The sequence below is a fragment of the Mangrovibacter phragmitis genome (assembly GCF_001655675.1).
GTDB lineage: Bacteria > Pseudomonadota > Gammaproteobacteria > Enterobacterales > Enterobacteriaceae > Mangrovibacter > Mangrovibacter phragmitis.
The window spans coordinates 168647-186917 of record NZ_LYRP01000047.1 but is presented as its reverse complement, the minus strand read 5'-3'; the positions used below and the strand labels follow the sequence as shown (position 1 = coordinate 186917).

Below are 18271 nucleotides of genomic sequence, written 5' to 3'. Positions count from 1 at the left end.
TTGCCCGCCAGTGCCGCACTGGCGGGCAACAAAAACAGTATCTGGAATGCGGAGTTGACTCTTCATGGTGACATGAAGAGTTGTTTCATTCAGGGCAGGAAGCCATGTTATACAACCGGGTAACAGGACGTTCATCCATTTGTTGTCTTCGGGAGTAGGAAATGAAGCCTTTTTTGCGCTGGTGTTTCGTTGCGACAGCCCTGACGCTGGCGGGATGCAGCAACTCTGCCTGGCGTAAGGATGAAGTGCTTGCTGTTCCTTTACAGCCAACACTACAGCAGGAAGTTATCCTGGCGCGGATGGAACAAATTCTTGCCAGTCGGGCTTTAACCGAGGATGAACGCGCACAGCTTTTATATGAGCGCGGAGTGTTGTATGATAGTCTCGGTCTGAGAGCTTTAGCGCGGAATGATTTTTCTCAAGCGCTGGCAATCCGACCAGATATGCCTGAGGCTTTTAATTATCTCGGGATTTATTTAACGCAGGCGGGCAATTTTGATGCCGCTTATGAAGCGTTTGATTCTGTACTTGAGCTTGATCCAACTTACAACTATGCGTATTTAAACCGTGGTATCGCGCTGTATTACGGCGGTAGGTACCGGTTAGCGCAAGATGATCTGCTGGCGTTTTATCATGACGATCCTAACGATCCTTTCCGTAGCCTGTGGCTTTACCTTGACGAAAGCAAGTTAAACAAACAACAGGCAAAAGACGCGTTAAGACAACGCTTCAACGAATCGGACAAGGAACAATGGGGATGGAATATTGTCGAATTCTACCTTGGTGACATCAGTGAAAGCACACTGATGGACAGACTCAAGGCAGATGCAACGGATAACACCTCGCTCGCTGAGCATCTCAGTGAAACCAACTTCTATTTAGGTAAGCATTACCTAAGTCTGGGGGATAAGGACAGTGCTGAGGCATTGTTCAAATTAGCGCTTGCTAACAACGTTCATAACTTTGTCGAGCATCGCTATGCATTGTTGGAATTATCGCTCTTGGGCCAGGAGCAAGATGACCTGGCAGAATCGGACCAGCAATAGCTGACGAATTTTTTCAGCCCTTTTTATCGAGTCTTCACCTTCAGGGGTGAGGGCTGTTTTGTTCGTCAATTCAACAAATTTGAGCCGGTTCACACTTTTCAATGAAAATTGCAGATCGTTTTCACGATGAGTTATGTAGACTGGCCGCCATTGACACTGAGGCACTTGTACTACATGGCTGATATTGAAACCACCTTTTCCGAACTGGGCCTGAAAGCCCCAATCCTTGAAGCACTGAGCGACCTGGGTTATGAAAAACCTTCGCCGATTCAGGCTGCCTGCATCCCGCACTTACTGGAAGGGCGTGATGTTCTGGGGATGGCCCAAACCGGGAGTGGCAAAACCGCAGCGTTTTCGCTGCCGTTACTGAACAATATTGATCCTGAGTTGCGCGCACCGCAAATCCTGGTTCTGGCTCCAACGCGTGAGCTGGCCGTTCAGGTTGCAGAAGCGTGCAATGATTTTTCTAAACATATGCGTGGCGTGAATGTCCTGGCCCTTTATGGTGGCCAGCGTTATGACGTTCAGCTGCGCGCTTTGCGCCAGGGGCCACAAATCGTTGTGGGTACACCTGGTCGTCTGTTAGACCACCTGAAACGCGGCACTCTTGATCTTTCCCAACTGAAAGGTCTGGTTCTGGATGAAGCAGATGAAATGCTGCGCATGGGCTTCATCGAAGACGTTGAAACCATCATGGCAGAAATTCCTGCAGGTCATCAGACCGCACTGTTTTCTGCAACTATGCCAGAAGCGATTCGCCGTATTACACGTCGTTTCATGCAAGACCCGCAGGAAGTGCGGATCCAGACCAGTATTACTACGCGTCCTGATATCAGCCAGAGTTACTGGACTGTCTATGGCATGCGTAAAAACGAAGCGCTGGTTCGTTTCCTGGAGGCTGAAGACTTTGATGCGGCGATTATTTTCGTGCGTACCAAGAATGCGACTCTTGAAGTGGCCGAAGCCCTGGAACGCAATGGTTACAACAGTGCTGCACTGAACGGTGATATGAACCAGGCTCTGCGTGAACAAACGCTGGAGCGCCTGAAAGATGGCCGCCTGGACATTCTGATTGCAACAGACGTTGCTGCACGCGGTCTGGATGTTGAACGTATCAGCCTGGTCGTTAACTACGACATCCCGATGGATGCTGAGTCTTACGTTCACCGTATTGGCCGTACTGGCCGTGCTGGTCGCGCTGGCCGTGCTTTGCTGTTTGTTGATAACCGTGAACGTCGCCTGCTGCGTAACATTGAACGCACTATGAAGCTGACCATCCCGGAAGTGGAACTGCCGAATGCTGAGTTACTGGGAGAGCGCCGCCTGGCTAAATTCTCTGCCAGTGTTCAGCAGCAACTGGAAAGCAGTGATCTCGATCTGTACCGTGCGCTGTTAAGCAAACTGCAGCCGGGTGAAGAAGCTGATATGGAAACGCTGGCCGCAGCATTGCTGAAAATGGCTCAGGGTGAGCGTCCGCTGATTCTGCCGCCGGATCCGGTTATTGAGCGCCGTCCGCGTCGTGAATTCCGTGACCGTGACGATCGTGGTGATCGCCGTGGCGAGCGTAGTGAACGTGGTGATCGTCCGCGTCGTGAACGCCGTGATGCTGGTGAAATGGAACTTTACCGTATCGAAGTAGGCCGTGACGATGGTGTTGAAGTTCGTCATATCGTTGGCGCAATTGCAAATGAAGGCGATATCAGCAGCCGTTACATCGGTAACATTAAACTGTTTGGTTCACATTCCACCATTGAACTGCCAAAAGGCATGCCGGGTGACGTATTACAGCACTTTACCCGTACGCGTATTCTCAACAAACCGATGAATATGCAGCTATTAGGTGATGCACAGCCACAGCCGCGTGGTGAACGCCGTGGTGGTGGTGGTGGTCGTAGCTTTGGTGGCGAACGCCGCGAAGGTGGCCGTGGTGAAGGCCGTCGCTTCGGTGGTGGTGAGCGCCGTGAAGGTGGTCGTCCATTTAACGGTGAACGTCGTGATAACCGTGACAGTCGCGCACCGCGTCGTGAGCGTGATGACTCAACAGGTCGACGCCGCTTCAGCGAAGCATAATTCAGCGTAGCTACTGATATTCAGGCCCTGCGTAAGCAGGGCTTCAAATTGATGAAAAAGAAGGAAAAAGTGTGGTTTTCCCTTCTTTTTATTTAGTAGCCGAAAATCAATAAATTGATTTTCCTGGTTTTTTATTGGTGACATCCTCTCGTTCTATGCGGACATGAGGTTTGTCATCAGACTGAGGCCCTGCGTAAGCAGGGCTTTTTTTTGCTATTTTTCCTGCTTTATACTCACTTTAGCGAAATAACCGACCGTAAACTTTTCTTTACATTTTACATTTTGCATTTCACTATGCTTTGGCCAATTCAGGCAAGGTTATTTCAGCGTGTACTCATGTACTGGTACAATGTTCCATATAATTACTGGCCTAAAAATGGGCCCAATGGAGCTTGTATGGCAACACTCACAACATCATCTTCAGCCTCTGTGTCTGTTTGGGGCGGCGTGATGCTTATCGCGGGTACCATCATTGGTGCTGGTATGTTTTCTCTGCCCGTTGTGATGTCTGGTGCCTGGTTTTTTTGGTCTCTGGCGGGGCTGGCTTTCACCTGGTTTTGCATGCTGCATTCAGGGCTGATGATTCTTGAAGCAAATCTCAATTATCGCCCGGGAGCGAGTTTTGATACCCTGACACGGGACTTACTGGGTAAAAAGTGGAATTTGCTCAATGGCCTGTCCATCGCGTTTGTTCTGTATATCCTTACTTATGCATATATTTCTGCAAGTGGTTCTATTCTGCAGCATACTTTTTCTTCTTTATCCCTGAATATCTCAGCACGTTTTGCCGGAACCGGTTTTGCACTGTTGATTGCTTTTATTGTCTGGCTGAGCACAAAAGCGGTGAACCGGGTAACCGCCATTGTGTTGGGGGCAAAAGTGATTACGTTCTTTCTCACTTTTGGCACACTGCTTGGGCATGTCCAGCCAGCGATATTGCTTAACACCGCAGACAGCAACCCACATTATGCGCCGTATTTGTTGATGACCCTGCCATTCTGCCTTGCTTCATTTGGTTATCACGGAAATGTCCCAAGCCTTGTGAAGTACTATGGGAAAAATCCTGCGGCTATCGTGCGTTGCCTGGTGGGGGGAACGCTTATCGCGCTGGGCCTGTATGCTATCTGGTTACTGGGAACGATGGGGAATATCCCGCGCCATAACTTCATTGATATCGCTGCAAAAGGCGGCAACATTGATGTGCTGGTTCAGGCTCTGGGTAGTGTACTGAACAGTAAAAACCTGGGGTTGCTGTTGGTGGCGTTTTCCAACTTTGCTGTGGCAAGTTCATTTCTGGGGGTGACTCTGGGGTTGTTCGATTATCTGGCTGATCTGTTCAGCTTCGATGACACGTCGTCAGGCCGCCTGAAAACAGCTGGGCTGACCTTCCTGCCGCCGGTTGCCGGGGCGTTGTGCTGGCCAAACGGTTTTCTCTATGCGATTGGTTATGCTGGCCTGGCGGCAACGGTTTGGGCGGCAGTCGTTCCGGCTCTGTTGGCACGAAAATCACGCAAGCGCTTCCCGGATGCGCCGTTTCGGGTGTGGGGAGGAAAACCGCTCATTATACTGGTGCTTTGCTTTGGCATCGTGAACGCGGCGGTTCATATTCTGTCCAGTTTTAATGTGTTGCCTGCTTATCAGTAAACCGAAAAAACGCAGGGTTGCCCCTGCGTAAGTCCACTATTACAGACTCGCTTTGACTTCCATTGCCAGTTCAAAGGAGTGCAGGCGAGCCTGGTTATCAAAGATTTGCCCGTTAACCATAATTTCATCGGCCTGGGTTTCCCGCAATAAACTTAACAGGCCATGGCGCACTTTGGTTTTATCGCCAACCAGAGACATACTCAGTGCCTGTTGAACACCATATTGCTCCGCCGGGCTCCAGAAATTAGCGATATTCTGGATTGGCTGAGGTAATTTGCCTGTTTCGCCACGGCGTAATTTTACAAATGCCTGCTGCATTGAAGTAAACAAAAACTCAGCGTCGCGGTTGCTGTCGGCAGCAATAATATTAATGCACACCATGGCCCGGGGTTTTTCAAGACGCCTGGAAGGTACGAAGTTGCTGCGGTAAAGCTGCAGGGCCTGGAACAGCATATCGGGGGCAAAATGCGATGCGAAAGCAAAAGGCAACCCGAGTTTTGCCGCCAACTGAGCGCTATAAAGGCTGGAGCCTAAAAGCCATACCGGGATACGCAGCCCATAGCCGGGTACAGGGTGTACGGCAGAAGCATTTTCACTGGCATCGAACCAGTTTATTAATTCACAGACATCTTCCGGGAAGCTGTCCAGTTCGCTATTCATATGGCGACGTAATGCTGCCATTGTTCGGTGATCACTCCCTGGCGCACGGCCTAACCCCAGGTCGATACGCCCCGGGAAGAGCGTTTCCAGCGTACCAAATTGCTCTGCAATAACCAGTGGAGAATGGTTCGGTAGCATAATACCGCCAGACCCCAAATGAAGGGTGGTGGTATTGGCCGCAAGGTAGCCAATAAGCACGGAGGTTGCTGCACTGGCTATACCAGACATGTTGTGGTGTTCTGCCAGCCAGTAGCGGTGGTAGCCGAGTTTCTCAGCAAGCTTTGCCAGCTCAAGAGAGTGGCTGAAGGCTGTACCTGCTTCTGCGCCTTCAGGTACAGGGGCAAGGTCAAGAACAGAAAACGGTACACTGGCGTAATCAGACATAAGCACTCGCTTTTATCGCATCGTTGAGAACAAAAGAACGACTCCGGGCAGATGGTTTTAGCATCTGCCCGTTCATGTAATTTTAATACTGCATTAAAGATTGATGATGCGCGTTAACAATGCGAGCTGTTTCAGACTTCGAGGTTAAGACCTGCCAGGCGTTTCCAGTAACCGTTACAATCGTGGTGGTTTTCCAGTACCAGGGGTTTTTCACCCTGCTCATTGGCGCGGAAGTGTTTGAGCACATCCAGCGTTCCCAATCCCATTGGCGACAACCGGACAATATCTACCAGACCTTGCATACCGGCTAATTCATTACCAAGGTTGTACACATAACCACTCATGGTCTGAATACCATTGAGCACGAAAACTTGCTGGTCTTCCTGTGAGCGCATATTGCGGCCAACCGGGTATTTGATACAGCAGGTCTCACACTCATCCTTTGCCCGGTTTTCTGAACGGGCAGTAAAACAACGAGCAGAATATGCCAGCGGCAGGTGACCATAGCTGAGTACTTCCACTTCGAACTGATTACGAATACCCAGCGTATCGCACTGCTCAAGTAATTTAATCAGCCAGTCACGGGAAAGTTCAACTGGCATACACCAACGTACCATCCCCTGATTAAGTAAAATACGCAGCGTGACAGCGTTATAGCAGTTGAGCGCATGCCCGGCGACAAAAGGCAGTTTGTGTTCCGCTGCAAGGTTGACTGTACCGAAATCATTGGCCTCAATCATAAACTCGCCGTTATCGACATAGCGCTTCAATTCGCCCAGCTCTGAAGGTGCCTGAACGAGAGCGAGTGTGGATAACACTACTTGCTTCCCGCTACCAGCCAGCATTTTTGCCAGCGCCATCCAGTCACCTTGCTTTGTTGCCCGGCGCTTACTACAAACAGCTTCACCCAGATAAATAATATCCGCTTCACTTTTTTGTGCGGCAGTATAAAACGTTTCCAGTGTTTCTTTCGGCCAGTAATACAGCACAGGCCCTAATGAATATTTCATCTTTGCTCCTGTTACTGCCATTTCCGGTGATAGGCGCCAAGGGTTGTCTGGGTACCTTCTGCCATTGCGCCAAGCGCCTGCATCCATGCATCTTGTGGCACGAAGTTCTCGGGATCTGCGCTGCAGCGGTCAATCGCCTGGCGCCACACTTTGGCAACCTGAGTAACATAAGCCGGGCTGCGCTGGCGGCCCTCGATTTTGACGGATGCTATACCCATGGACATCAGTTCAGGCAGGAGAGACAAAGTATTCAGGCTGGTGGGTTCTTCCAGCGCGTGATACAAATCGCCATCGACCCGGTAGCGCCCTTTGCACAAGGTTGGGTAGCCCGCATTTTCGTTTTCCTGGTAGCGGTCTATCAGTACGTCGTTCAACCGGGATTCCAGCCCTTGCGGTGTCTGTTGCCAGCGCACAAAACGCGCGGGTGAGCAGGCACCTACGGTATTCGGTGATTCGCCTGTCAGGTAGGAGGAGAGATAGCAACGCCCTTCAGCCATAATACACAGGCTGCCAAATGCGAAGACCTCCAGTGGAACAGGGGTAACGCGGGCGAGTTGTTTCACCTGGTGAATAGACAACACCCGAGGCAGCACAACACGGCTGACGGCGAAGTTATCGTGATAAAAGCGAATGGCGGCTTCATTGGTGGCTGATGCCTGAACAGAAACATGGCGCTCAACGCCTGGGTAGCGACGGGCTGCGTAATCCAGCATTGCCAGGTCGGCCAGAATTAGGGCGTCTGCACCCAGTTGGGCTGCCATATCTACCGCTTTTTCCCAGCGGGTGTAACCATCGGGATGCGCAAACGTATTGATAGCAATATGTAGTTTACGTTTATGGCGATGCACAAACTCCACTGCTTCTTGTAACCGCTTTTCGGTAAAGTTTAACCCGGCAAAATGGCGGGCGTTGGTATCATCTTTCAGGCCAATATAGACCGCGTCGGCACCATTTTCGATGGCCGCCTTCAGAGCCGGTAAATTCCCGGCCGGACAAAGCAACTCCATAGCGTTTCCTGGATTGTCTGGTAACCATCAACGTTACCGGGCTGACCGTAACTGGACAGCAAGAATTGTTAACGAAGTGCGATTCTAGTTAACCTTTACACGATACATTTTGATTTAAGGCAGCTAAAGTCGTATTCATAGCTCCAGACACTGGTAATGAAACCTGTGTAATAGTTGATTTGAGCCGCTATCTCGCCAGCCTGATGTGGCAGAATAGGCGGTAATATTGTGTTAAGGAGTGAAAGCCCGTGTTGGAAAAATTGCGTACAAATCTGGTGCGTCTTGGTCCTGCGTTGTTGCGCCAGCCGGTAAAGCTGACGCCATTTGCGTTGAAACGTAAAGTTCTGGAACAAGTTCTTGGCTGGCAGTTTCGTCAGGCGCTGGAGGAAGGCGAGCTGGACTTTCTGGAAGGTCGCTGGCTGAGTATCGAGGTGCGTGATATCGGGCTGCAGTGGTTTACTTCGTTGCAGGCGAACCAGCTGGTGGTGCGTGAACAGGCAGATGCTGATGTGAGTTTTATTGCCGATGCCAACGATCTGTTACTGGTCGCAGCACGTAAGCAGGATCCTGATACACTCTTTTTCCAGCGCCGTTTGGTGATTGAAGGCGATACCGAACTTGGCTTATATGTTAAAAATTTGATGGATGCTATAGAGCTGGATGCAATGCCTAAGCCGTTGCGGGTTCTGCTACTTCAACTCGCTGACTTTGTCGAAGCTGGCCTTGAAAAAGCGCCCGCAATCAAACAGACCTCAGTAGGTGAGACATGCTAATTCGTGTGGAAATTCCCATTGATGCCCCTGGCATTGATGCACTGCTTCGCCGGGCATTTGACGGTGATGCAGAAGCGCAACTGGTTCACTCCCTGCGTGAAGATGGATTGCTGACATTGGGTCTCGTCGCAACCGATGACGAAGGCCAGGTGGTTGGCTATATTGCGTTCAGCCCGGTAGATATCGCTGGGGAAGACCGGCAATGGGTCGGGCTGGCCCCGCTGGCAGTCGATGCACCATTTCGTGGCCAGGGGCTTGGTAAGCAACTGGTCTATGAAGGGTTGGACTCGTTAAACGAATTTGGTTATGCCGCTGTTGTTGTGCTTGGTGAGCCTGGGTTTTACTCACACCTGGGCTTTAAAAAAGCCGCACAGTTCGACTTGTATTGCCGTTGGCCTGAGACAGAAAATGCTTTCTTGGTTTATCCTTTGGCGGAAGAGGCTCTGGCGGGTATTTCTGGGCGGGTTGATTATCACGAACACTTTAATCACTTTTAATCTCCAGGCGTGTGCAAGCCCGCCAGAAGATTAACCAGTTTCGTGTTGTCGGTAAGCAGGTGCTCTTTTTCAGCCCGGGTAAATTGTTTTACCCGGTATTCTGCACGCAGTGCCAGTGACTTATCACCTATCGGGTAACTGAATACCAGGCTTAACTTACCCGCACCCCGCAACGCTTTTGCGCCTTTACCGCGCTGATGCTGGCTAAAACGGCGTTCGACATCCGTTGTAATGCCTGTGTAGAGGCGGTTATTTTGCGTGTGAATAAGATACAGGAACCAGACAGACATCGTATTAAGTTGTAAAGGAGTGTCAGGCTACCTTACCACGAATTGGGCGACCGGTCAGTGGCCGCCAGAATCACGTCGCAGGTTTAAACAAACAGGAGTCGCGATGGAGTCTCTGAGTGTTATCAGCCGGTGGCTGAAGAAGCAGCATGTCGTCACTTTTTGTGTCTCAAATGAAAGTGGTATCTGGTGCGCTAATGCATTTTTTTATTTTGATGAACAGCGTGTGGCGTTTTACCTGCTGAGTGATCCCGCCTCCCGCCATGGTGAGATGATTGGTCAAAGCAGGCCGGTGGCGGGTACCGTGAATGGTCAGACCAAAAGTGTCGCGCTGATTCGTGGCCTGCAGTACAGCGGAACTATTCGTTTGGTTGATGAAGCTGATTCAGGCCCATTGCGTGAGCCTTATTACCGGCGTTTCCCAATCGCCAGAGTCCACAAAGCACCGATTTGGGAAATTCTGGTTGATGAACTCAAATTCACCGATAACACCCTGGGGTTTGGTAAGAAATTATTCTGGTTCCGTGACCCTGAGGCTGCACAGCAGGCAGGTCTTGACCAGTGAATGTATTACTCACCGGCGCCAGTGGTTTAGTTGGCAGCCATTTGCTTGAACTGCTGGTTGCCAGCCCGCATATTTCTCATATCGTTATTGCCGCGCGCCGTTCACTACCTTCCCACCCGAAAGTGACTTGCATTGCAGCCCCTGAATTAGCAGACGCCCTGAATCAGGTCGCAACACCGGTCGACCTGGTTTTCTGTTGCCTTGGCACAACGCGCCATGATGCGGGCAGCACTCAGGCTTTTTACGCGGTGGATCATGATTTGGTGGTACTGACCGGGAAAACCGGGCTACGTCTTGGTGCTGAAAAAATGTTGGTGGTCAGCGCCATGGGGGCCAACCCGCGCTCATGTATCTTCTATAATCGAACAAAAGGTCTCGCAGAGTATGCTTTGATTGAACAGGCCTGGCCTGAACTGGTCATTGCCCGTCCATCCATGCTACTGGGCAGTCGCCGTAAAAAACGCTGGACAGAAACGTTGAGCACACCGTTTTTTAAATGCCTGCCAGGCTCCTTGCGGGCTATCAGAGCCGCAGATGTCGCCCGGGCTCTGATGTTTAATGCATTATCCGATAATAAGTCTGCCGTTGTTGTCAGGGACTCCGCTCAACTCAGCCAGGACGCAAAGCATTACACAGTTTAAACAGATTGTTCCTGCCTGGTATCCTGGCATAGCAGGCCGCGGGACGTTTTAATCACTACATATTTTTTTGAGGTTCTTATGGCAACGCAATCCGCGCCTGCTGAACGGGTGTCTGCATTTGCATGGTGGAAACCCGCCTTGTTTTTCCTGGTAACGGCTGTCGGTCTTTGGTATGTAAAATGGCAACCCTATTATTTTAAAGCGTTTACTGCGGCTGAAACCCACAGTATTGGGCATTCCATTATTGCTCAGGCTGAAACACATCCCTTCCAGTCGGCCATTGATTACTCTGTGGTGTATTTTTTGGCCGTGTGGAAAGCGGCTGTACTTGGTGTATTGCTGGGGTCATTGATTCAGGTTTTGCTCCCCCGTAACTGGTTACTGAAAACACTGGGTCAAACTCGTTTTGGCGGAGCTCTGTTTGGGGCGTTATTCGCAATACCCGGTATGATGTGTACTTGCTGTGCGGCACCAGTGGCAGCAGGCATGCGCCGTCAGTCGGTTTCCATGGGCGGCGCTTTGGCATTCTGGATGGGAAACCCATTGCTTAATCCGGCTACGCTGGTCTTTATGGGATTTGTACTGGGCTGGCAATTTGCGTTGATACGTGTTGTTGCCGGGTTGGTTACCGTGCTGGGTGTGGCGTGGATGGTACAACAGTGGGTGAAGGAGCCTGATATACTCAGTGCCCGCGCTAAATCAAATGCGCTGTTGGATAACATACCCAGCCAGCAAACAGGGGGGTTCTTACGCCGGTGGGCATCAGCGTTATGGTGGCTGTTCTGGAGTACCATTCCGGTATATATCCTTGCTGTATTCATTCTGGGAGCCGCCCGTGTCTGGCTGTTCCCTCATGCAGACGGCATTATTGAAAACAACCTGTTCTGGGTTGTGGCAATGGCAATTGCCGGGTGCCTGTTTGTGATTCCGACGGCGGCTGAAATTCCTGTTATTCAAACGCTGATGGCCGCAGGGATGGGAACAGCTCCGGCGATGGCGTTGTTGATAACGTTACCTGCAGTAAGCCTGCCATCACTGGTTATGTTGCATAAAACATTCCCGGCAAAAGCGCTCTGGCTCACGGGGCTGATGGTGATTGTTTGCGGGAGTGTACTGGGGGGGCTGGCACTGATGTTCTGAGTTGTTCTGGTCAGTTACCGGCACTTTGCAAAACAACAAAGCCCTGCGTATACAGGGCTTTATTTTCCTGGCTATAGCGATATCTCTGGCCAGACGTGCACACCGCCAGAGTGGGAAGCTTATTATTTCAGGGGCGTAAACGCAGTAGTGACATGTTTAACACCACTGACCCGACTGGCAATATCTGCAGCCGCTTTTGCTTCAGCATCTGTTACCAGCCCCATCAGGAAGACTTCGCCATTTTCAGTGGTTACTTTCACGTTCGATGATTTCACCGTATCACTTGCCAGCAATTGTGAACGTATTTTGGTGGTTATCCACGTATCCATGGAAATTGTGCCCAGGCTGATTGGCTGCATAATCCGGATTTCGTTATAGACTTCCGTTGCACCTTCCACACCCATGGCAATTTTCTTCGCTTCTTCAGACAGTGCTTGCGTCGGTGCCTGGCCTGTCAGCAGCAATTTCCCCTGGTATGCCATGACATTGACGCGAGCTTCTTTTTTCAACTGTTCATCTTTGCTCAGGGCATTACTGGCACGTAACTCCAGCGTGCCATCATCCACTTGAGTACCTACAGTTCGCGGATCGGTAGCGGTTTTTGTTGCGACGGCTGCACTTCCCACGACTACAGCGCCAACACAGCCTTGTAACAGTAGAGCGGAAATAAGGACTGCCAGCGGCGTTAATGCCTTCATGAGTACTCCTTAGTCGTCCTGGTGAGGAAATAATGTGTTATCGATCAGATCACATAAGCAATTCACCGTCAGCATATGCATTTCCTGAATACGTGCACTGCGATGAGAGGGTATACGAATTTCAACATCTTGCGGGCCCAGCAGACCGGCAAGTTCACCACCGTCATAACCGGTCAATGCCACAATTGACATATCACGGGTGACAGCCGCTTCAACTGCTTTCACGATATCTCTGCTGTTGCCACGAGTCGAAATCGCTAATAAAACATCGCCATGATGGCCTAAAGCACGAACTTGCTTGGCATAGATCTCATCATGCAAACGGTCATTACCTATGGCGGTCAGGACCACATTATCAGCATTTAGTGCAATAGCAGGTAAACTGGGGCGCTCCGTTTCAAAGCGGTTTATCATACTGGCGGCGAAATGCTGCGCATTCGCCGCAGATGTGCCATTACCGCAGCACAGCACTTTATTGCCGTTCAGTAAACATTGAACAATGGAGAGTGCGGCGCGTGAAATTGCATCTGGCAGCGCTTCTGCAGCCGCAATCTGTGTTTGAATACTTTCGGTAAAACAGGCTTTAATTCTGTCCAGCACAATAGATCCTGATGCAATGGCTTTTAATTGTCGCAGGCGGAGAATGCATTAGGTATCCATTCCGCCCGGTCATTCGTGAAGGCTAACACATCAAAACGGCAATCCACAGTATCAAAACTCTGGTTTTGTTGCGCCAGCCATAAGTTGGCAGTTTGTAACAGTTTACGCCTTTTTTGGCGAGTGATACTGGCTTGCGCACCACCATATAGTGCTGACTGGCGATAGCGCACTTCAACAAAAACCAGGCACCCGCCCTGTTGCATAATAAGGTCTATCTCACCTCTGCCAAAACGCACATTGGCTGCAATAAAATGTAATCCTTGCTGCTCCAGCCAGCGGCGCGCCCTCTGTTCCCAGAGCGCGCCTTTCTGTTGTGTGGCACTTAATTGACGGGAACCACGTTGCCTTGTTGGTACATAAGCCATGGCAATTTCCGTTTGATAACACAATCGCTATTGGCGGTCAGGTTGCCAGTATTCCCCATAACCTGGTATCCGGGCACCTGACGTATTTGCGAAAAGTGGCTGGCCAGCGTCCAGGCATCGACACCCATAGCATACAGGCGGGCAAGTGAGTAATCGTTATTCACACTGCCGAGCGCTTGCTGCATCAGGGTATTATTGCCCCCGGACAACATCGGAATGTCACTGAATTGCAGACCGCTCATTTCCAGACGGAAGTCTGGCCCGGTACCGCCCTGGGCACTGCGTGAACTGGCATACAACACTGCACCGCCATTACGGCTGCCTGAACCCATGGTTATCATCGGTTTGAGCAGTGCCAGCTCAGGTTGAGTCGCCACAATATATACTGCGTCTACTTTTCCCGAGGTTCCGGCAGTGATGTCTGCATCTGAAGGCGCTGCCGGAATGGTTAACCCACCAATGGTCACACTCTTCTGCTGTGGCAGGCTCGCCTGAACGGGACGGCCAGTCAGCGTAATACCTGAATTGCGGTTAATGCTCATTTTCAACTCATTTACTGAACCGAACTGTTGCTCAAGTACTACACCACCACCCAGTTGTTGCCACGCCGTGGCAAAAGCTTTACTGATACGCGAACCAAAACTATTGCGTGGAATCAGTACCAGCGGGTTACGTTGCCCGGATTGCCAAATATGTCGCGCAGCATCTGCGGCTTCGTTTTCTGGCGACAACGCGAAGTAACAGACATTTGCCTGATTCTGCACATCTTCCGGTTGGTTAAGAGCCAGCATATTTAAAGTGGTATTGATTTTAACTGCGGCTTTAACATTTTCTTTCAGCAATGGACCGATAATGATACTGGCACCGTCTTTTTGGACCTGAGCCATGATCTGATCAATGGATTGCGCACTGGTGTCATACACTTTTAATTCAGCGGATGGATTTGCTGGGGTGCTATTAATAGCCTGGGTATCAGCAGATGGCGTTGTGCTGGCTACAACGGGTGTGTCTGGTGTGGTGGTGTCAGTTGTAGCCGTAGTGCCGGTTTGTGTGGCGGTAGCTGTTTCACCGGTCAGATTATCAACGGATGCTGCAGATGGGCTGACAACCCCCCCGTTTGCACTTGCCGCTGTGTCTGCGGTGGTGCCCGGAGTGGTTTGCACACCATTTGCCTCAGTGTTGCTGGCAGAGGCAGGTACAGATTGCGGCGCAATCTGGGTAACTGGCGTTGTACCTGCATTTTTGGCCGCCTCGAAACCTTGCTCAATCGTACGACCAAAAATGGCCGCCTGGCCGCTCAGTGGCAGCAACAAGGCAATTTTTTGAACTGACGTAGGCTGGAATGACTGCACGTTTGCCAGTGGGGTTGGTAGCATTTTTGCTGCCGGGTTGTCCGGGTAACGTGTCTGCCAGTCTTTGATTGCAGCCTGTAGCATGGTGGCATCATTACGGTTATCGAACCACATATGCTGCAAGTCGAGCCAGCCACGTAAGGTCTGTTCACCGGTATTGATAACCAGTGCATTAGCTTGTTCCCTGGTCATTGAAGAAAGGGCCTGCCAGGTTGCATCAATATTTTGCTGTTTTGCCTTCCCCTGCAGTCCGGGTTCCTGAGCAATTAACGCCCGGAGTAACTCAATAGAAGGCGTGCCGTGGTTAAGCGCAATTTGCGCCTGCCAGTAACGTTGCGCCTGAGACGGGGTCAGTGTTTCTGGATTTATATTTGCCAGCAGTGTTTTTGCGCTGTCCGGGTCTTGCTGCACCAGTTTCATTTCAACGGCCAGCAATGCCTGTTCATCACGTTGCTGTGCGGTAACCTGCTGTGGTAGTTCCTGGAAGAGTTGCACTGCCTGGTTGGTTTTCCCTTCCTGGAGTAGTGAACGAATGGCAAGTAATTGCCAGTTGGTCTTGGTATCATTCGTACTCTGCTGCATTTGCTGCAAGTAGAAGGCGGAACCGGCCTTTACCTGGCCTTGCATGTAAGGTGCACTTTGGTCTGGTTCATGCGCGACGCATCCTGCGAACAAAATCGCGGCCAGAACCACTGGCAGGCTGCGTGAAGCTTTAGAACGAAAACGGTTTGACGGTACCATACTGTATCCAGTGTTTTTTTGCTTAATGCTCAATATTAAATCGGCAATACGGATGAAACAATGAAACAAGACGAATCAGTGCTGAATTCTGATGGTCAGCTTTATATCGTTCCTACACCTATCGGAAATTTGGGTGATATTACTCAACGTGCGCTGTCCGTATTGCAGTCTGTTGATCTTATTGCAGCGGAGGATACCCGTCATACCGGGTTACTTTTACAGCATTTTGCCATAAATGCGCGTTTATTCGCACTTCATGACCATAATGAACAACAAAAAGCAGAAACATTGCTGGCTAAGCTGCAAGAGGGGCAGAACATTGCTCTGGTTTCCGATGCCGGAACACCGCTGATTAATGACCCGGGTTATCATCTGGTGCGCACCTGCCGTGAAGCGGGAATTCGTGTGGTGCCATTACCCGGCCCATGTGCTGCCATTGCCGCTTTAAGCGCAGCAGGTTTGCCTTCTGACCGGTTTTGTTACGAGGGCTTCTTGCCTGCCAAACCAAAAGGGCGGCGAGATGCACTGACCGCATTGTCGCAAGAGCCGCGCACGCTGATTTTCTATGAATCCACTCACCGTCTGCTGGACAGCCTCGCGGATATAAATACGGTGCTGGGGTCCGGGCGCTATGTAGTGCTGGCTCGTGAGCTCACCAAAACCTGGGAATCTGTATATGGTGCCCCGATAGGTGAATTACTGGCCTGGGTTCAGGAAGATGATAACCGGCGTAAAGGGGAAATGGTGCTGATTGTGGAAGGTTATAAAGCACAAGAAGAAGCCCTGCCGCCGGATGCATTGCGCACTCTGGCCTTATTACAGGCAGAATTACCACTGAAAAAAGCTGCCGCGCTGGCGGCAGAAATTCATGGTGTTAAGAAAAATGCGCTGTATAAATATGCGCTGGATGCACAGGATAACGGTTGACGTTATCCTGGCAAAGCAGGCATGAACATAGCAAATGTGGCGTGTTCATGCCTTGCTGGTGGATCAGGTCACGGGTGCGGGGTTAAATACAGCCAGTTGGTTGTGCAGGCCCCACTGGTCTGAGAAGGTTTTTTTCCGTCCACTGGCTACATCGAGAATAAAGAGGAACAACTTCCAGCCCACATCTTCAATTGTCTCTTCACCCGTTGCAATGGTGCCGGCATTAATATCCATTAAGTCAAACCAGCGGTTAGCCAGCTCAGTACGGGTTGCCATTTTTATCACCGGTACAGCCATCAGGCCATAAGGTGTCCCGCGGCCCGTTGTGAAAACCTGAACGGTGATTCCTGATGAAACCTGTTGTGTGCCACAAACAAAGTCGCTGGCAGGCGTTGCGGCATAAATCAGCCCACGTTTTGTGGGGCGCTGGCCGGGCGATAATACTTCCACAATCGCACTTTTCCCAGACTTGGCAATGGAGCCCAATGCTTTCTCAACAACGTTTGCCAGCCCGCCTTTCTTATTCCCTGGTGATGGGTTGGCGCTGCGGTCCGTTTTCCCCATATCCAGATAATTGTCATACCAGGCCATTTCTTCAAGCAGGCGTTTGCCTACGTCTTTATTGACTGCGCGCGGAGTGAGTAAATGAATGGCATCACGCACTTCAGTCACTTCAGAAAACATTACGGTCGCACCGCAACGCACCAGTAAGTCAGATGCGAAACCCACTGCCGGGTTTGCTGTTACGCCAGAGAATGCATCACTCCCGCCACACTGTGTACCCACTACCAGTTCAGATGCCGGGCAGGTTTCGCGTTTACGCTGGTTGAGCTTGTCCAGATGACGGGCAGCGACACGTAAGATATCTTCCACCATTGACTGGAAGCCAATGTGCTGTTCATCCTGCAGCCGCACTATGCTGGCTTCATCCACATTTATTGGCTGAACATCTTCAGTACCCTGCAACAGGCGCTCAGGTTGCAGCTTTTCACAACCCAACCCAATCACCATCACCTCTCCACCAAAATTGGGGTTAAGCGCGATGTTATGGATAGTGCGAATCGGAACCACTGCTGCAGGCGCATTAATAGCCACACCGCAACCATACAGGTGATTCAGCCCAACCACGCCATCAACATTAGGGTAGTTGGGGAGTAAGTCTCGCTCAATCAGTTTGACTACATAATCCACAACCCCTGCGACACAGTGTACGCTGGTGGTGATACCCAACAGGTTTTTGGTACCGACACTGCCATCTGCGTTGCGGTAACCTTCAAAGGTGTATCCTTCCAGCGGCGGTAAAGGCTCAGGAACGCGGGTCGCCAGTGGGAGTGTGTTCAAGGGTGGCGCTTTTGGTAATTCCACCATGGATTCATCAATCCAGGCTCCGGCCGGAACATTACGTACCGCATAGCCGATAACTTCGCCATAGCGAATTATTTCCCCTTTTTGTGGAATATCACTTAAGGCTACTTTATGCCCCTGGGGAATATGCTCAATTAATGTCAGGCCATCAGGAAAACATGTGCCAGCCTTTAAACCATTGTCATTAACAATAATAGCGACGTTATCAGTTTCATGAACTTTTATATAAAATGCCTGAGGTGAATGCTGTTTAACTTCTATCGTTGCCATTTCCAGTATTCTCCAGGTACGCTGTCTGGTGATATTTAAAAAATGAAAAGGTTAATAAATATATTGTGGAATTAGCATGTCAGGTTCATTCAGAATAAAATGTGATCTGCATCACTTAATATGCTGAAGCCAGAGCTGGCAAGGTGGGGAACAGTAAAAATTGTGCATT

Annotated in this window: 18 protein-coding genes and 1 pseudogene; 10 read left to right on the top strand and 9 right to left on the bottom strand. The window is 50.5% G+C overall.

From position 1 onward, the window contains the following. Positions 1-161 precede the first annotated feature (161 nt). From nlpI to mtr, 4 genes are all read left to right on the top strand, one after another. Positions 162-1046: a lipoprotein NlpI gene (gene nlpI, locus A9B99_RS19835; protein ID WP_064600582.1), complete on the top strand. Its 885-nt coding sequence runs from the start codon at positions 162-164 to the stop codon at positions 1044-1046. Between the two features lie 101 nt (positions 1047-1147). Beyond that, positions 1148-1228 carry a protein YrbN gene (gene yrbN, locus A9B99_RS23960; RefSeq protein ID WP_110027122.1) on the top strand — a complete coding sequence of 27 codons (81 nt, stop codon included), beginning with the start codon at positions 1148-1150 and terminating at the stop codon, positions 1226-1228. Next, positions 1221-3116, top strand: coding sequence for a DEAD/DEAH family ATP-dependent RNA helicase (locus tag A9B99_RS19830; protein ID WP_064600580.1), 1896 nt, complete (start codon positions 1221-1223; stop codon positions 3114-3116). The genes yrbN and A9B99_RS19830 overlap by 8 nt, the downstream gene beginning before the upstream one ends. 396 nt (positions 3117-3512) lie before the next feature. Then, entirely contained in the window at positions 3513-4760 is a 1248-nt protein-coding gene (mtr, locus tag A9B99_RS19825) for a tryptophan permease (protein WP_064600579.1), read from the top strand. A 39-nt stretch (positions 4761-4799) separates the two neighbouring features. Here mtr and A9B99_RS19820 read toward each other — a convergent pair whose 3' ends face one another. The 3 genes from A9B99_RS19820 to ubiU form a co-directional block, all read right to left on the bottom strand. Further along, positions 4800-5804 carry a luciferase-like monooxygenase gene (locus tag A9B99_RS19820; RefSeq protein ID WP_064600578.1) on the bottom strand — a complete coding sequence of 335 codons (1005 nt, stop codon included), beginning with the start codon at positions 5802-5804 and terminating at the stop codon, positions 4800-4802. 131 nt (positions 5805-5935) lie between these two features. Beyond that, positions 5936-6814, bottom strand: a complete 879-nt coding sequence (locus tag A9B99_RS19815; protein WP_064600577.1) for a U32 family peptidase — start codon at positions 6812-6814, stop codon at positions 5936-5938. A gap of 11 nt (positions 6815-6825) precedes the next feature. Then, entirely contained in the window at positions 6826-7821 is a 996-nt protein-coding gene (gene ubiU / locus A9B99_RS19810; protein ID WP_064600575.1) for a ubiquinone anaerobic biosynthesis protein UbiU, read from the bottom strand. A 248-nt stretch (positions 7822-8069) separates the two neighbouring features. On the opposite strand from ubiU, the gene ubiT reads away from it, so the two are divergent. Beyond that, on the top strand, positions 8070-8594 hold the full coding sequence (gene ubiT, locus A9B99_RS19805) for a ubiquinone anaerobic biosynthesis accessory factor UbiT (RefSeq protein WP_064600573.1): 525 nt from the start codon (positions 8070-8072) through the stop codon (positions 8592-8594). Then, positions 8588-9091, top strand: coding sequence for a GNAT family N-acetyltransferase (locus A9B99_RS19800; RefSeq protein WP_064600571.1), 504 nt, complete (start codon positions 8588-8590; stop codon positions 9089-9091). Before ubiT ends, A9B99_RS19800 begins: the two co-directional genes overlap by 7 nt. On the opposite strand, the pseudogene A9B99_RS19795 reads toward A9B99_RS19800, so the two are convergent. Beyond that, a pseudogene (locus A9B99_RS19795) lies at positions 9078-9381 on the bottom strand (GIY-YIG nuclease family protein). The gene A9B99_RS19800 and the pseudogene A9B99_RS19795 sit on opposite strands and share 14 nt — an antisense overlap. Positions 9382-9484: 103 nt before the next feature. Between A9B99_RS19795 and A9B99_RS19790 the strand changes: the two are divergent. From A9B99_RS19790 to A9B99_RS19780, 3 genes are all read left to right on the top strand, one after another. Beyond that, the gene (locus tag A9B99_RS19790) at positions 9485-9943 is read left to right on the top strand and encodes a YhbP family protein (protein ID WP_064600567.1); all 459 of its coding nucleotides are present in this window, start codon (positions 9485-9487) and stop codon (positions 9941-9943) included. Continuing rightward, positions 9940-10584: an NAD(P)H-binding protein gene (locus A9B99_RS19785; protein WP_064600565.1), complete on the top strand. Its 645-nt coding sequence runs from the start codon at positions 9940-9942 to the stop codon at positions 10582-10584. The genes A9B99_RS19790 and A9B99_RS19785 overlap by 4 nt, the downstream gene beginning before the upstream one ends. A 78-nt stretch (positions 10585-10662) precedes the next feature. Next, on the top strand, positions 10663-11724 hold the full coding sequence (locus A9B99_RS19780; protein WP_064600563.1) for a permease: 1062 nt from the start codon (positions 10663-10665) through the stop codon (positions 11722-11724). Between the two features lie 122 nt (positions 11725-11846). On the opposite strand, the gene dolP is transcribed toward A9B99_RS19780, so the two are convergent. From dolP to A9B99_RS19760, 4 genes are read right to left on the bottom strand one after another with little or no spacing between them, the layout of a single operon-like run. Then, entirely contained in the window at positions 11847-12422 is a 576-nt protein-coding gene (gene dolP, locus A9B99_RS19775) for a division/outer membrane stress-associated lipid-binding lipoprotein (RefSeq protein ID WP_064600561.1), read from the bottom strand. Between the two features lie 9 nt (positions 12423-12431). Beyond that, positions 12432-13022, bottom strand: a complete 591-nt coding sequence (gene diaA / locus A9B99_RS19770; protein ID WP_064600559.1) for a DnaA initiator-associating protein DiaA — start codon at positions 13020-13022, stop codon at positions 12432-12434. Positions 13023-13045: 23 nt separating this feature from the next. After that, positions 13046-13447: a YraN family protein gene (locus A9B99_RS19765; protein WP_064600557.1), complete on the bottom strand. Its 402-nt coding sequence runs from the start codon at positions 13445-13447 to the stop codon at positions 13046-13048. Continuing rightward, positions 13405-15540, bottom strand: coding sequence for a penicillin-binding protein activator (locus A9B99_RS19760; RefSeq protein WP_064600556.1), 2136 nt, complete (start codon positions 15538-15540; stop codon positions 13405-13407). Before A9B99_RS19760 ends, A9B99_RS19765 begins: the two co-directional genes overlap by 43 nt. Before the next feature lie 60 nt (positions 15541-15600). On the opposite strand from A9B99_RS19760, the gene rsmI reads away from it, so the two are divergent. Beyond that, positions 15601-16467 carry a 16S rRNA (cytidine(1402)-2'-O)-methyltransferase gene (gene rsmI, locus A9B99_RS19755; protein ID WP_064600555.1) on the top strand — a complete coding sequence of 289 codons (867 nt, stop codon included), beginning with the start codon at positions 15601-15603 and terminating at the stop codon, positions 16465-16467. 63 nt (positions 16468-16530) lie between these two features. Here rsmI and garD read toward each other — a convergent pair whose 3' ends face one another. Then, complete coding sequence (gene garD, locus A9B99_RS19750) at positions 16531-18102, bottom strand: galactarate dehydratase (protein ID WP_064600554.1); 1572 nt, start codon at positions 18100-18102, stop codon at positions 16531-16533. Between the last annotated feature and the right edge of the window lie 169 nt (positions 18103-18271).